At 70.3% G+C, this 15,669-nt stretch carries 7 protein-coding genes; all 7 read right to left on the bottom strand.

What is annotated here, in order from left to right:
- Positions 1-27: 27 nt before the first annotated feature.
- From GC106_RS25625 to GC106_RS25595, 7 genes are read right to left on the bottom strand one after another with little or no spacing between them, the layout of a single operon-like run.
- On the bottom strand, positions 28-903 hold the full coding sequence (locus tag GC106_RS25625; RefSeq protein ID WP_173135746.1) for a GHMP family kinase ATP-binding protein: 876 nt from the start codon (positions 901-903) through the stop codon (positions 28-30).
- The gene (locus GC106_RS25620) at positions 900-2,705 is read right to left on the bottom strand and encodes a methyltransferase domain-containing protein (protein ID WP_173135743.1); all 1,806 of its coding nucleotides are present in this window, start codon (positions 2,703-2,705) and stop codon (positions 900-902) included. The genes GC106_RS25625 and GC106_RS25620 overlap by 4 nt, the downstream gene beginning before the upstream one ends.
- On the bottom strand, positions 2,702-3,829 hold the full coding sequence (locus GC106_RS25615; RefSeq protein ID WP_173135740.1) for a glycosyltransferase: 1,128 nt from the start codon (positions 3,827-3,829) through the stop codon (positions 2,702-2,704). The genes GC106_RS25620 and GC106_RS25615 overlap by 4 nt, the downstream gene beginning before the upstream one ends.
- Positions 3,826-4,611 (bottom strand): alpha/beta fold hydrolase, encoded by a 786-nt coding sequence (locus GC106_RS25610; RefSeq protein ID WP_173135737.1) that lies wholly within the window; start codon positions 4,609-4,611, stop codon positions 3,826-3,828. The genes GC106_RS25615 and GC106_RS25610 overlap by 4 nt, the downstream gene beginning before the upstream one ends.
- Complete coding sequence (locus GC106_RS25605) at positions 4,604-4,888, bottom strand: acyl carrier protein (RefSeq protein ID WP_173135734.1); 285 nt, start codon at positions 4,886-4,888, stop codon at positions 4,604-4,606. Before GC106_RS25605 ends, GC106_RS25610 begins: the two co-directional genes overlap by 8 nt.
- Positions 4,881-8,822 (bottom strand): beta-ketoacyl synthase N-terminal-like domain-containing protein, encoded by a 3,942-nt coding sequence (locus GC106_RS25600; RefSeq protein WP_173135731.1) that lies wholly within the window; start codon positions 8,820-8,822, stop codon positions 4,881-4,883. The genes GC106_RS25605 and GC106_RS25600 overlap by 8 nt, the downstream gene beginning before the upstream one ends.
- Positions 8,810-15,295, bottom strand: coding sequence for a type I polyketide synthase (locus GC106_RS25595; protein ID WP_217280942.1), 6,486 nt, complete (start codon positions 15,293-15,295; stop codon positions 8,810-8,812). The genes GC106_RS25600 and GC106_RS25595 overlap by 13 nt, the downstream gene beginning before the upstream one ends.
- Between the last annotated feature and the right edge of the window lie 374 nt (positions 15,296-15,669).

The following is a 15,669-nucleotide window of genomic DNA, read 5'->3' as shown; positions in this document are numbered from 1 at the left end:
GTAACGCCACGAGTGGCATACGGAAATTTATCCGGTGATCCGGCGGGCTCCGGCGGACGGCCGGATGGTCAGATACCTGGGCGCGGTGCGCTCCTTGCGGCGGAAGGCATCGGACACATGGGCGCGGACTTTCGCGACACGATCCGGGGCGACGAGCGCGGCAACGGGCCGTCCGGGGTCGTCCACCAGCATCGTTGCGCCGAGCGCACCGCCGTCCAGCGCGGCCCGCACCGCGATGTCCTGTTCGTCCTCGGCGTCCTGCGCACGGTGGAAATCCGTCAAAGCCCGTCCCAGCTGCTCGATCGACTCGTGCCCGCGCCCGGGGAAGCCGGTCAGCCGTACCGGCGTGTCGCGTCGCAGCCTGGTATCGACGACGAGCAGCCTGGTGTCGCCGATGTCGAGACCCACCTGATATCCCGCGAATGCGGCCTCCACACGGGATCGCGGCTGCGATCGCACGAGGACGTCGACCAGATGGTCGAGCGGCATGTCCGGCTCGCAGAGGTCTCGTAGCGCCAAGGCCGCCGCACAGGCCAACGCGGTCTGCGACGACAACCCGGCACCCGCGGGCAGGTCCACACTGCACAGCAGGGTGACTCCGGCCGGCCGCAACCGTTCGGCCACCTGGACCACCGGCCTCGCCCACGCGGGGATGTCCCGCGCGGGAAGGACAACGGGCTCAGCGGGCTTGTTGATGGACGCCAGCTCCACGACCCCGTCATCCCGCCGCCCCGCCGCGACGATCGCGCCCCAGCGGCCGCACACGGCCAGGCCAGGCATCAGGCTCACCACGCCCGGCGCGTACCAGACACCTTCGGCCGAACGGCCGTACGCCTCCCGGAACGCGTGCGGGACGAGACGAAGTTCCGGGGCGACGTCCGGCCGGTCGGCGAGGTCGATCATGTGCTCTCCTTGCGGGCCAGCACGCGGTACGCGTTGCCGCGGTCGGTCCGCCGGGCGATGGCCTGGTTCACGGTCTTGTCCAGCAGCCCCGCCACGACCAGCCACGGGATGCCGACCGACCACACGAGCGCGCTGCGCAGCGCCTTGAGCCTGGGCTCGGCCGGGCGCCACGGAGCCGGTGAGCGAGGCGCGATACTGGCCAGGAACAGGTAGCTGGAGAGCACGAAGTCGTTGCAGAGATGGGCTTTGCCGCGTTCTTCGGCGACCGGCCGCAGGCCGCGCTCGGCCAGCGCCTGCTTCAGGTTGGCGATCGGCAGCATGTGCTGGTGCTGCGGCTGGAACCACGGCATCCAGTACTTGCCGAACAGCCTGCCGAGCCGCCATTCCGGGTCGGGCACCTCGATCAGCAGGTAGCCGCCGTCGGGCAACGTGTCCGCGGCGATGTCCAGCTCGTCCCACGGGTCACGGACGTGTTCGAGGTAGTGGTGCATGCTGATCACGTCGTAGCGGCCGCGCAGCTGGTCGGCGAAGTCCTTGAAGTTCCCTCGGTAGGCCGCCGTGACGCGGCCCAGCGTGACGGCGTCCTCAATGGACGCTCCCTGGTCCAGGCCGTCGAAGCGGGTGTCCGGCAGGATCTCCTTGGCACCGAGGCAGAAGTGCGCGTGCCCGGAGCCGACGTCCAGCCAGTTCCGTGGTGTGGTGAACGGCTGGACCATCCTGGCCCGGTCGTAGTACGGGTCCGGTTTGCCCGCGAACACGGCTTCGGCCGCGCCGGCGCCGTGGCCGTCGTAGAAGTCACGGTAGTAGAAGTCGAGTCCGGCCGTGGACAGCCTCGGGTTCTGGAAGACGTGTCCACAGGAGACACACCGGTCCATCCGGAACTCACCGGGCTTGCGCTGCACCAGGTCCACCGCACGGACCAGCTGCTCCAGGTCCGCCGAGCCGCATGTCGGGCAACTCTCCCGGCGCGGCTCGAAGAACCGGTCGACGCCGCGGTCGATCTCCTCCTGATAGGACGGCACCGACGCCAGCATCTCCTGCTCCTGCTGGATTTCCGCCGCAGTGCGCCACCGTCCGCCCAGTGTCCGGACCCAGAGGTACGGCTGGTAGACCGCACGCAGCACGGACGTCAGCCAGAGATCCTTGGGCCGCAGGGGTGTTCCGGCGAACGCCAGCACCGGCTGGAGGCTGTAGAGTCCGGCCGCGATCAAACCCCATGGCCATGTCCACAAGGTGACACCCAGCACCGCGAGGTATCCGATCACCGACGCGGAGGTCGACAACGCCGGTCGCTTGCCGAGTTTGCGCAGCCGCGCGGCACGCTTCGACAGGTCATAGGGCCCTGACGGCAGGGTCGGCGCGACGGCCAGGTCGACGTACACGCCTTCCCGGTCCTTGACCCGCCGGGCGACGGTGACGAACTCCGTGGGATCGGCCGGTTGCCTGATGCCCAGCTTGTCCACGGCCTTGCTGCTGAAGACGATCGCCTCGCCCGCGCTGATCCCCCGCACCCAGCGGTCACCGCGGTAGGTCTTGGGCTCGACCTGGTTGAGCAGGTCGAGCGCGGCGATGGTCGGCAGGTTCGCCGGGATCAGGTCGACCAGCCCGAGATCCTCGGCCCTGGCGAACTCGACGGCGGACTGCCGCACGTCTTCGGGCAACCGCGCCGGGAAGGACTGGAAGTCCTCGGAGTCCCCGGCTGCCTCGGGCAGCACCCGCAACCCGCTCGCCCTGCCACGCAGGCGCAGGGTGTCCACCACCAGGCAGGCCACTACCAGGCCGAACAGGATCCACGCGATCATGCCACCACCGCCTCGAGATGATCAGCCGCGGTGCGGGCACCGCCGCCGAGCCGGAAGGACTCCTGGATCCGGCGCGCGTTGACCGCGTACACCGGGTCCTGCAACACGTTCCGCAACGCGGTGCGGATCTCCGGTGCCCGCACTCGCTGGTACTTCAGGCGCACCCCGGCGCCTGCCGAGACGACCTGCTCGGCGATGATCGGCTGGTCGTCGCGGATCGGGGCGACGACCAACGGAAGCCCGTGCCCCAGCGTCTCGCACACGGTGTTGTGGCCGCCGTGCGAGACCACCGCGTCCATGTGCTTCATCAGGGCCAACTGCGGGACCCGGTCCACCACAAGGACGTTCGGCGGTGCGTCGAGTGGTGGCGCCACCATCACCACCTGCACGTCCGGCATGTCCGTGACCGCATGGGCGACTTCGCCGAAGAACCGCCGCCCGGCCGGTCCGTTCAACGTTCCCAGGGACACCAGGACTTTCCGCGTCCCCTCGGCCAGCCAGTCCCACGGGAAGTCACCGCGTTCCGGCCGGTGTTCCAGAACCGGGCCGGTGAAGACGTGGTTCGGCGGGAAGCAACCTCCGACCAGGGCGGGCGAACTGAACACCAGCACCAGGATCTCGGAGAACCTGGGATCCACATCGGACAGGGAACGCAGCTGGCCGAGCACCCACTGTTCGACCTTCGGTATGGTCCTCAGTGGACGGATCAGCTCGGCCGGGGTGCTCGCGCTCGTCACCCACGGGATGCCCAGCTCACGGGCGACCACCGGCCCGGCAAGCGCTTGCTGGTCGGCGATCAGCACGTCCGGCTGGTACTCCTTCACCGCGTCCTGGACGCCCGGGATCATCGCGTGTGCCAGCGGGATCAGGAACTCCTCCCACAGGAACTTCAGCACCGCGAAGCCTTTGAGTTCGAGCCAGCGCAGCCGGGCCCGCCGGATGTCCGCCTCAAGCCGGTCGTCCAACGCCGGGAAGACCGTGGCTTGCTCCGGCAGCAGGGCTTCGAGCGTGGCCGGATGCCCGACCCAGGCCACGTCGTGCCCCCGCCTGCGCAACTCCTCGCCCACGCCGACGGTCGGGTTGATGTGGCCGGTCAGCGGCGGCACCACGAACAGGAACCTCATCGGACCGCGTCCAGCCAGGCGAGCACTCGTTTGATCAGCTCCCCGGTCGCCTCGCGCAGCACCGTGTGCCCGAGCCCGGGGATCACGTGTGTCTCGCAGCCGGGCACCAGCCGGTCCAGGTCCTTCGCCGCCCCGGCGAGTTCCGATTCGGCGCCGAACACGCCCAGCACCGGGCAGGCGACCTGCCGGAGGTCCGATTCGGACAGCAGCGCGCCCGAGACGAGGTCGTCGATCAACGAGGTCCGGTTCAGCAGGGCGTCCGCGTTGCCGGCGAGCTTGGCCACCTTGCGCTGGCCGAGCTTCAGCAGTTGCTCACCGGTCCGGTCGAACTCCAGGCCGAGCGCGGCCACGCTCAACGTGTTGACGATGTCCTCGACCCAGAGCTCACCGGACTGGCCCGCGCACGCGGCCTCCACCAGCACGACACCGGCCACCCGGTGCGCGGCCTTGAGTGCCGCGTGCATCGCGACCACGCCGCCGTAGCTGTTGCCCAGCAAGTAGACCGGTTCCTCGACACCCAGTTCGTCGAGGATCGCCAGCAGGTCCAGTGCGCTGTCCTGCGGTGTGTAGCCGGTCTCCGGGCGGGCGGACAAGCCGTGGCCACGCAGGTCGAACAGGATCGTCCGGATTCCGTTGCGCGCCAACGGTGCCGCGAGGGTGTAGTAGAAGCTGGACAGGTTGTCCATCACCAGGCCGTGCACGAACACCACCGTGGGCCCGGTGTTCTCCGAACCCAGCTGCTGGACGTGGAACCGCAGGCCGCGGGCGGTGACGTCAGCCATGGGCCGCGGGCTGGGACTGGATGTGGTCGACGAGCTGGCCGACGGTCATGGCCATGATCTCGTCGATGTCCATGTCGCCCAGGAACGCGACGAGGTCGACCTGAGCGCCGTACCGCTCGCGCAGCCGGTCGGCCAGCGCCACGAACTCGATGCTCTCCAGGCCGAGATCGTCGCTGAACGTGGTCTCCGGCGTGATCTCCATGCCCAGCAGCACATCCTCGCCGACCACCTCGGCGATCAGCCTGACCACCTCGTCGAGCACACTTGACTCAGACATGCCGCACTCCTGTCCGCTTCACTTCGACCACATAGGACGTTCCCTGGTCCGTGACGACGGTGGCTCCGGGCGGGGCCGTGGCACCGGGTCTGATGCCGATCACGACGTCGGCCTCGCCGGCGACCGCCACGGCGCATCCCGGGGCGGACGGCTTGCCGGGATCGGCGCAGTGCGCGACCGACACCCTGGGCGTGGCGAACGCGCCACGGACCTGGACCTCTGTGCCGTTGTCGGCCACGGTCAGCTCGGCCGGGAAGATCGCACCGGCGCCCCGGTTCCACAGCCAGCGCCGGACCGCGTCCTTGGCCGCGATCCGGCGCAGCAGCCACTGGCGCCTGGTGCGCAGGTCCAGCAGGTTGTAGCCGGCTCGCTCGTCGGCTGTGAGGTACCGGCGCGCCATGAGCTCGCGAGCGGCGCTGTCGTCGGCCCACTTCTCGGTCACCAGCACCCAGCCACCGTCCTGCGGCTCGGCCAGTGTGTTGTGCCCGGGGCGGAGCTTGACCTGCCAGATCCGGTCGTCGGTGGTGAACCGGCGGGTGGTCCAGCCGTCGATCCGGCACCACAGCCCGCCGTCCTCGGTGCGCAGTTCGGCATCCGCGCGCATGAACTCGGCGGTGACCTCCCGAATCCAGGCGTGGCAGGCGATCCGTGTTCCCGGCTCGGGGTCCGGGCCGTAGTACCGGACGGCGCCGATCCCCGTGGGCAGCACCGTCTGGTCGACGTTCCTGCTGACCTGCATCCAGTGGCCGATCAGCTGACCGGCGCAGTCGAGCAACGCGCCCGGCGCGGGCAGCACGGTCAGCACACCGGTGATCCCGTTCTCCGCCAAGGTGGTGATCTCGCTGACCCCGGCGAACCGGGGGCCGTGGAACATCCAGCCCGCGTCGTAAAGCTCACTGGCTTTCACCGGTGCCGGCCGAGGTGCCCGCAACGGCGGGTACGTGCGGTCCTCGGGCTTCGGGTACGCGGCATCGAACCGGACGAGGCCTTCGGCGAAGTCACCGACACGGACGCGGACCCGGTCACCGTCCGGTCCGGCCGTGATCCGGACTTCCTGGGCGGGTTCGACTTCCAGCCACCGCATCGCCTTGACCGACTCGACGGCGGTCAGCGCACCGCTGGGGACCACGGCACGGGTGGCGTCCTTGATCACCTCGACCAGGCCGGTGATCGGCACGATCGGGAACCCGTCGGAGGGATCGTGCCAACCTTCGGGCTGGGGGAACACCGAGTGGTCGATCAGGTGCGGCATGGTCCGCAACGAGAACACCCGGGTCAGTTCGACCTCGGTGGGTTGGGGGGCTGTGAGGGCGTTCGCCACTTCCCGTGCGACCGCCGTGGTCTCGGCCAGGACCGCGCTGAGCGCGGCTCCCACGGGCGTGGTGGTGTCCACAAGTGCCGGTTGGTCCACGGTGATCGGGTCGAGCCGCAACGGCGTCAGGCCAAGGGAAAGCCGCCGTCCTTTCGAGCCGCGGTCGTGCCCGAACGCCCACAGCGCGGCCGCGGCCCGGTGTTCGGAATCACCGGCGACGGCCACGAACTCCTCGCCGCTGAGGGTGTCCTCGACGAACCCCGGCAGACTGCCCGGGCCGACCTGGACGAAGGCACGGATGCCGTGATCGTGCAGGCGTCGCAGCAAAGGCCGGAACCGGACCGGTTCGACGAGGTGCCTCAGCACCAGTTCACGGATCGCGGCGGGGTCGTCCGGCATGGGTGCCAACGAGGTCGCGGACCAGACCGGGATCGACGGCGAATGCACGGCGAGCGCGTGGACTGTCGCCCGCGCGGCCTCCAGGTGCGGGGCGAGCGCAGGCGTGTGGAAGCCGGTGCGAAACGGCATGACCTGCGCGAGGACACCGTTGCCGGTCAGCCTTTCCATCGCCTTGGCCAGGTCGTTCGCGGGCCCGCAGATGACCGACTGGTGCGGGCAGTTGTCGTGGCTGACGACCACGTCGACGGCCAGTTCGTCCAGCACTTCCTGCGCTTTCCCGGCCGAACAGCCGAGCGCGGCGTACACGACGTCGGCGACCGCGACCATGCCGGGACGCAGGGATTCCACGAACTCGTCGATCGTCGGGTAGATGCCCGCGACGATCATCGCGGTCCACTCCCCCATGCTGTGCCCGGCCATCACACTGGGCACGATCCCGGCCGCCCGCAGCTTGTGCGCCTGGCGCCGGCCCGCGCCGAGCAACGCCAGCGCGTGCTCGACCACGGACTGCTCGCCCGCGAGCTCGGCTGTGCCGCGTTGTTCGAATCCCGGGAACAGGAACGCGATCTGGTCGCGCCGGGTCAGCAACGGCGTTGGTGAGAACCAGATGTCGTGCCTGCCGGTCCACTTCTTGCCCCGGGCGACGACTTGCCGGGCCAGCTTGAGCCTGCGCGCGTCCGGCTGCCAGATCGCCAACCGGCACGGCTTGTCCTCCGGCCGCGTCCGCCGGGCCGCACGGCTGAGCAGATCGGCGTCGTCGGCCAGCAGGTCCCGTTCGAGTTCCTCCGGTGAGTCCGCCGCCAGCAACAACACGGGCGCCAACAGGTTCGCCTGCACGGCGGCGGAATCGTCCGCCTGTTCGAGGACGACGTGGGCGTTGATGCCGCCGAAGCCGAACGCGTTCACGCCGGCGCGGCGAACGCCTTCCCATGTGCCCGGCCGCAGCACGGGTGCGAACCTGGTGCCGGCCAAGGCGGGATGCGGGTCGTCGATGTGCAGCGTGGGCGGCAGGGTCGCGTGGTGCACCGCGAGCGCGGCCTTGATCAGCCCGGCCATCCCGGCCGCGGGCATCGCGTGGCCGATCATCGACTTGACCGTGCCGATCCCGACCTGGGCACCGGCCGCGCCGAAGGCCTTGATCACCGTCGCCAGTTCGGCGGCGTCACCGGCCGGGGTCGCGGTGCCGTGCGCCTCGATCAGGCCGAGGCCGTCGCCGGGCCGCAGTCCGGCTTCCTGCCAGGCCCGTCGCACCGCCAGCAGCTGGCCGTCCGGGTTCGGCGTCATCATGCTGGTGGCTCGGCCGTCGCTCGCCGTGCCGGCACCGCGGATCACGGCGTAGATCCGATCGCCGTCGGCCACGGCGTCCTGGGCTCGTTTGAGCAGAACCATGCCGACGCCTTCGGACAGCAAGGTGCCGTCGGCGTCACGGTCGAAGGGCCGGATCTGCTCCGTCGGGCTCAGCGCCCGCAGTTGCGTGAACACGCTCCACAAGGTCGGGTGATGCGAGACGTGCACGGCACCGGCCAGCATCGCGTCGCACCGGCCGGAGACGAGCTCCCGGACCGCGTGCTCGACCGCGACGAGGCCCGACGCGCACGCGGCGTCCACTGTGTACGCCGGGCCGAGCAGGTCGAACCGGTTGGCGATCCGGGACGCGGCCAGGTTCGGCACCAGGCCGATGGACGCCTCCGGCTGGTCGGGCCCGAGGCGTTCGCGCAGGGCATCGCGCAGGGCATCGCGCAGTGCGGCGGTGTCGACGCCGGGCATCAGGTCCTTGACGGCCGAGATCAGCTGCCCGATCTGGACACGCTGGTCAAGCCGGGCGCAGCCGGGGGTGAGGTACCCGCCGCGGCCGACCACGACGCCGACCTTCGCCCGGTCCGGCAGGGCCTGCTCGCCCCCGGCGTCGGCGATCGCCTCCGCCGCCACGCCCAGAGCAAGCAGTTGGTCAGGCTCGGCGGCGTCCACTGTGGACGGCATGATGCCGAACCCGGCCGGGTCGAACGTCGCCTGCTCGTCCAGGAAACCACCGCGACGGCAGTAGAACCGGTCGCTCGCCGGAGTGCCTGCCGGGTCGTAGTAGACGTCCGGGTCCCAGCGCTGTGCCGGGATCGTGCCGATCGCGTCGACCGAGCCGACGATGTTGTGCCAGAACGCCGGCACGTCACCGGCACCGGGGAACAACGCCCCCATGCCGACGATCGCGACGTCTACCGGCCGCATTGGTAGACCACCTGGACCGCGTCACCGACGGCGATCTCCCGCAGCAAGGCCTCGACGCCCGCACGCGGATCGATCAACCGGATGCCACGGCGGGCGTACTCCTCGGCCAGGTCCGCGGCCATCCCGCTGCCCGCCCACGGCCCCCAGTCGACGCTCACCACGCGAGCGCCGGTCTGGCCGGCCCAGAACCGGGCGATCCGGTCGAGCGTGTCGTTGGCCGCGGCGTAGTCCGCCTGCCCGCGGTTGCCGAGCACACCGCTGATGCTGCCGAACATCACCACGAACTTCGGGTTGTGCCGCAGCGCTTTCGCCAACGCCCGCGCGCCGCCGACCTTGGTGTGGTAGACCCGCGCGAAACCCTCGGGGGTCTTGTCGGCCATCAGCTTGTCGTCCAGCACGCCCGCGCCGTGCACCACACCGTCGATCCGGCCGAATCTCGCGACGATGTCGTTGAGCACCGCGTGGACTGCGTCGACGTCCTGGACGTCACACGCGTGGTAGCGGACGGACGCCGCGGACGACCGCAGCGCGTCCATGGTCTGCCGGATTTCTCTTTCGGCCAGGATCCTGCGCGCCCGCACGGCGATCTCGTCGCGGTCTTTCAGGCCGGTCTCGATGAGGGCCCGGCGGAGTTCCGCTTCGCTGGTGGCCGTGGCGGTACGCGGGTCCTCCGGGCCTTTCGGCGGCGCGGTCCGGCCGATCAGCTCGATCCGGCACCCGGTCCGCTCGGCCAGCTCGATCGCCGCGAGGGCCGTGATGCCCCTGGCACCGCCGGTCAGCACCACGACGCTGTCCTGATCCAGGTCCGGCTGTCCGTCCCCGTCCAGCTCGGCGGTGCGCAGTTCGATGGCGTAACGCTCGCCGGACGCGTGCCCGACCACCGCCGGTCCGTCCACTGTGGTCAGTTCGGCCAGCAGTGACGCCGCGATCAGCCGGTGGCTTTCCTTCGGGCTCACGTCGACCGCGCGGACGCGCAGGTCCGGGTACTCCAGGGCGGCCGTCCTGATCAGACCGTGCATGCCCAGGTCGAGCGGTTCGTGGTCGTCCTCGGCGGCGCCGTGCCCGAAGGTCCCGCCGCCCGCGGTCGCCACGATGAGACCCTTGATCCCGGCCGTCAGGCACGTCCGGAGCTCCTCGTAGGCCTCGGGCAACGTGGGCTCACCGGTCGACCGGAGCGCGCTCAGGTAGAGGACGTAGTCGGCGTCCACAGTGGATATCTGGTCGACGGTGCGGGCCGTGCCGCCGAGCCGCTCGATCCGGTCGGTCAGCTCCAGCCCCACGTCACCGCCGTCGTCCACGATCAGGATTCGTCGCCCTGTCAGCGACGTCGGCTCTGGGCAGGCGTCCAGAGTGACCACCGTGGGCACCTGGCGGACCGGACGGCCGCCTTCGACGACCACCTCGTGCTGCCGTGGAACGGGCGCGGCGGCCGTCTCCCGTTGCCCGAACCAGCTGACGATGCCCTCGATGGTCTTGATCCCGGTCAGTGCCTCGACGGCCGACCCGTCGCCGGTCACGCCGAGCGCGCTCGCGAGTTCCCCGATGATCTCGGTCCGCTTGATCGAGTCGATGGACAGGTCCGCTTCGAGATCCAGCCCTGGTTCGAGCATCTCGGGCGGATAGCCGGTGCGGGCGCTGATCGTCTCCAGCACCACCGTGCCGACGTCCACGGCGGCGACGTCCACGGTCTTCTCGGGTTCCCGCACCGGCGCGGGTGTCACCGCTTCCGGGACGACGGCCGTCCGCGCGGCGGGCGCCGGGGTGGCCGGGGTGGTTCCGAGATAGCCGAGCAGCACGTCACGTTGCGCGGCCACTGCTTCCCGCATGCCGTCGAGGAATTCCTTGACGATCGCGTCCCGGTTCAGTCCGGCGGGCGCACTCAGCCGGGGCGCCTCGGTGGCCGGGCGCAGGCCACCGGTCAGGGCCTTGCCGTGGGCGTCACGCACGAGTCCTCCATCAACGAACCACTGGGGGCGAGCCGGGATGTCCTCCGGCCGGACCCGGTGGGCCCGTCCGGTGAAAAGCGGGGCCACGTCCACCGGCACCCCGGCCACGGCCAGTTCGGCCAGCGTGTTCAGGAAGGTCCTGATGCCGTGGTGGCCCGGCGCGTCGCACGCCACGGCGGTGTACGGCCGGTCGCCGAGGATCTTGCGGACCAGGCCGGTGAGCACGCCGCCCGGTCCGGCCTCGACGAACACCCGGGCACCGGCCGCGTACATGGCCTCGATCTGGTCGACGAACCTGACCTCGGCGGCGACCTGGCGAGCCAGGGTCGCCCGGACGTCCCCGTACGGCAGGGCATCCACATTGGACCACACGGGGATGGTCGCCTCGCGGACCTCCTGCGAGGCGAGAACTTCCGCGAAGTGCTGTTCGGCCCGCGCGACGAGCGGACTGTGGAACGCCGCGGCGACCGGGATCGTCCGCGCCGAAAGCCCTGCCTCGGCGAGTATCCGCACGGCCTCGGCGATCGCCCGCGTGCCACCGGAGATCACGGCCTGGGTCGGCGAATTGTGGTTGGCCACCACGACGTCGTCCGGGACGATCCCGCGGATCTGGTCGATCGAACCGGTGACCGCGGCCATCGCGCCGGGATCGTCGCCGACGGCCCGCACGATCGCCTTGGCGCGTGCCTCGCTGAGTTCCAGCAGTTGCCCGGGCTCGAAGACACCGGCCGCGGTCAGCGCGACGAGCTCGCCGTAGCTGTGCCCGCCCGCCATGTCCGGCCGGATGCCGTGCCACGCCAGCAGTTCCGTCACGGCGAGGCCCGCGATGCCCAGTGTCGGCTGGGCCACGGTCGTGTCGGTGATCGCGGCACGGTGCCGGTCAGCCTCTTCGGGCGTCGTGGCCGCGGGCGGGAACATGACGTCCTCGTAGCGTCCGCCCGCGAGCCGCAAGGTCTCCTGGAGCCGGGGGAACGCGGTGAACAGGTCGAGCACCATGCCGGGCCGCTGGCTGCCCTGGCCCGGGTACAGGAAAGCGATCTTCGGAACGTCGCCGCTGTCGCGCAGCCGGACTGCCGGGGATGCCCGCCAGGCCCGGACATCGGCCAGGACGTCCGGCAGGTGTTCGAGATCCTCCACCACGGCCGTGGCCTGGACCGGCTGTCCGGGCGACATGCCGGCCGCAGTCATCGCCATGTCCCGCAGGGAGAACGGCCGCCCGGCGGCGTCGTTCGCCCGCACCAGCCGGGCGACCCGGTCGGCTACGCGTTGGACGGCGGCCTGGTCCGCGCCACGGAACACGAACAGTTCCGCGGGCCAGTCCCGCAGGCCGTGCCGTGGCTCGTCGGCGCCGCCGTAACCGGTGATCACGGTGTGGAAGTTGGTTCCGCCGAAGCCGAAGGCGCTGATCCCGGCCGTGCGCCGTTCGGCAGGGGCCGACCAGGTGCGGTGGCCGAAGGCGAACGGGCTGGTCTCCGGTTTCCAGTACGGATTGGGCTTGGTGACGTGCAGGGTGCCCGGCCGGATGCCGGTGTGCACCGCGGTGGCGGCCTTGATCAGCCCGGCCAGGCCCGCTGTGCACTTGGTGTGCCCGATCTGGGATTTGACCGATCCGATCGTGCAACTGCCCGGGTCCGCCCCGGCCTCGGTGAACATCTCCGTCAAGGCGGCCAGTTCGGTCCGGTCACCGACGACCGTGCCCGTGCCGTGTGCTTCGACGAGCCCGACTTCCTTCGCCGACACGCCCGCCGAACCGTAGGCCCGTTGCAGCGCACGACGTTGACCGTCGGCACGCGGGGCCGTCAGCCCCAAGGACTTGCCGTCGCTCGACGCCCCGATTCCCTTGACCACGGCGTAGATCCGGTCGCCATCGCGTTCGGCGTCGGCCAAGCGCTTGAGCACGACACACGCCACGCCTTCGCCCAGGGCGATCCCGTCGGCCGCCGAGTCGAAGGTGGCGCACCGGCCGCTGGGCGACAGGGCCTGCACCGAGGCGAACATCAGGTAGTCGTGCGCGCTGTTGTGCAGGTCCACCGCACCGCACAGCACCATGTCGCTGGTCCCCGCCTTGAGCTCCTTGCACGCCACGTCGAGCGCGGCCAGGCTGGAGGCGCAGGCCGCGTCGACCGTGTAGTTGGCGCCGCCGAGGTCGAGCCGGTTGGCGATCCGGCCCGCGATCACGTTGCCCAGCACGCCGGGAAACGAGTCCTCGGTCAGCTTGGGCAGGTAGTCGTCAAGGCCTTCCGGTGTGCTGCCGTACAACGCGGGCAGCGCGGACCGGACGGTGTACGCGTTGGCAAGGTCCGCACCGGCTTCGGCTCCGAAGATCACCGAAGTGCGGTCCCGGTCGAACTCCCTGGTCCGGTAACCGGCGTCGGTCAGTGCCCGGGCGGCCGCTTCCAGAGCAAGCAGTTGCGCGGGCTCGATCGACGTCAGCGACGCGGGCGGGATGCCGTACGCGAGCGCGTCGAACGGCACCGGGTCGAGGAACCCGCCCCACCGCGACGGCGTGGCGTCCTGGTACAGCCCGGTGTCCCACCGGTCGGCCGGAACTTCGGTGATCGCGTCGACCCCCGCGACGATGTTGGTCCAGTACTCGGCCACGTCACCGGCGCCGGGCAGCATCGCGGCCATCCCGACGATCGCGATGTCGAGCGGCTCCGCCGCCGGCGGCTCGGGCTCTTCGGCCAGTTCGGCGTACCGGGCCTGGAGGAACTCGGTCCTCGTGACCTGCTCGTGCAGGGTGGCGAGATCGGTCAGCTCGGACCGCAGGGTCGCCACCTGGCCGATCATGAACATCCCGGTCCGGCGTTGCTCGTCCTCGCCGACCGCGACGAGATCCGGCCCGTCCCGCTTGACCGCGCGGCTGGCGATCCGCAGCCTGCCGAGGTTGAGCTGTTCCAGCTGCTGCCAGGCGTCCTGCCGGGGCGCGCCGGCCAGCTCGGCCTTCGCCGCCTCGAACATGTCCACAAAGGACGACTGGGCGCACCGGACACTGTGCCCCGGCGAGGTCTCCAGCAGCGCGGTCCGTGCGCACTCCAGCGCGACCTGCTGGAACACCGGCGTGATCGCGCCGTGCTCGACGGCCTCTCGGGTGAACAGGTAGGCCGTGCCCATCAGGACGCCGACAGCCGCACCCTTGTCGACCAGGGGCGCGGCCATCGCCGAGACCATCGCGGCCGAGCGTTCGTCGTGGATGCCGCCCGCGAACAGCACGCTGACGCCCGCCAGCGAGGCCCTGCCGGACAGCACGGAGATCTGCTGTTCCCAGAGGGTGAAGCTGGAGCGCGGGCCGGTGTGGCCGCCGCATTCCCAGCCTTCGAAGACGAACTTGCGCGCGCCGTCGTCGAGGAAGTTGCGCAGCAGAGCGGGTGACGGCACGTGCAGGAACGCCTCGATACCCGCGTCCTCCAGCGTGCGCGCCTGCGCCGGGTTGCCGCCCGCGACGATCGCGTACGGCGGTCTGACCGCCAGCACCTCCGCCAGCTGGGCCTGCCTGAGCTCAGGCTCGGCGAAGCCGAGAATCCCGACACCCCACGGACGGCCGCTGAGAAGTGCGGCCGTCCGGGCCAACAGCTGCCTGGTCTGCTCGCCGTTCATCAGGGCAAGGGCGAGGAAGGGCAGCCCTCCTGCCGCGGCGACCGCTTCGGCGAAGGCCGGCTGGTCGCTCACGCGCGTCATCGGGCCTTGCGCGAGCGGGTAGCGCGGCCCGCCGGCGCGCTCACAGAAACGCCCGCCCTGGCGGATCGCGGGATTCCGGAAGGCCGATTCCAGATTGCGCTTCACAGTTTTGTGAATTGCTTGCACGACGCCACCCGCCGTTCCGCCCAATTGGCGCAATCCGTTCGCCAGAGCGCCGTCTTGACCGATCGGGATGGGATAACCGGCGCCGGGAAGGGTCAGCACTCTGCGGCCGTCGACAATAGTGGTGTCCGCGCCGTCCATCGCCTCAATCGCGGCCACGACCTCGACATCGAGACAATCACGGACTTCGGTGACGAGCGCGAGCTGGCTGTCCAGAACGACACCGCGCGCGCCGCCGGCGACGGCCGCCGCGGCGGTGTTCGGACCGATTCCGCCCGCCGCCCAGACAGGGACACCGAACTCGGCGAGCAGCCGCTGCAGGAGCACGAAGGTGGTCGGTTCGCCGACGCGTACGCCCGACTCGCAACCGCGGGCGACCAGCCCGTCCGCACCATGCCGTACCGCGGCGCGGGCTTCGTCGACCGACGTCACTTCGACGAGCAGTCTTCGGCCGTTACGGGGAAGGAGCTGCGGCGTAAGGATTACGTCGATATCATCCGGCAGTTCGTCCGGCCTCAGTGGACAGTCGGACGCCAGCCGGGCGCCGAACGGCCCGCCCAGCCTGCGCCGCACGGCAGCCAGCTCGGCCAACGCCCGCGCACGATCGCGGCCGAGGTCGAGCACGCCCAGGCCACCCGCTCGCTCGACGGCGACGACGAGCGCGGCGTTGGGCACACCGAGCGGGCTCACACCGATGACCAGGTCACGACAGGAAAATGCGCTCAAGGTGATTCCTTCTCCACACCTACAGGGCAAGGGATGTGAAAGGAAACCAGTGGTGAACAACCGGAGCGCCACCCCGGCGGGGCGTTTCCGGACCGTTTACAACCGTTTCAGCGGGTTAACTTCGTCGCAACGAAAATGTTCGGGCCATTGCTCGCCTCCTGTCCGGCATGCCCGTCACAATGGCGGATCGACCAGTGACGGTCTGTCGCACGTCGATCACGGTACAAACAAACCCGAGTCCCGTCCACAGTTTTGTGAAAATTTCTCACGCCATGCGTGATGGTTGTCCGGCGGCGACAGCATCCGCGTCGCTTCGCACTCACCGAAGTGAGTGCAGGCAGTGGGCTGAAACGATGAAGGGACCCGGCCGTGGC

It is taken from the genome of Kibdelosporangium persicum (assembly GCF_013280595.1).
Classification (GTDB): Bacteria; Actinomycetota; Actinomycetes; order Mycobacteriales; family Pseudonocardiaceae; genus Kibdelosporangium; species Kibdelosporangium persicum.
The sequence above is the reverse complement of the archived record's forward strand: the minus strand, read 5'-3'. Positions and strand labels throughout refer to the sequence as shown.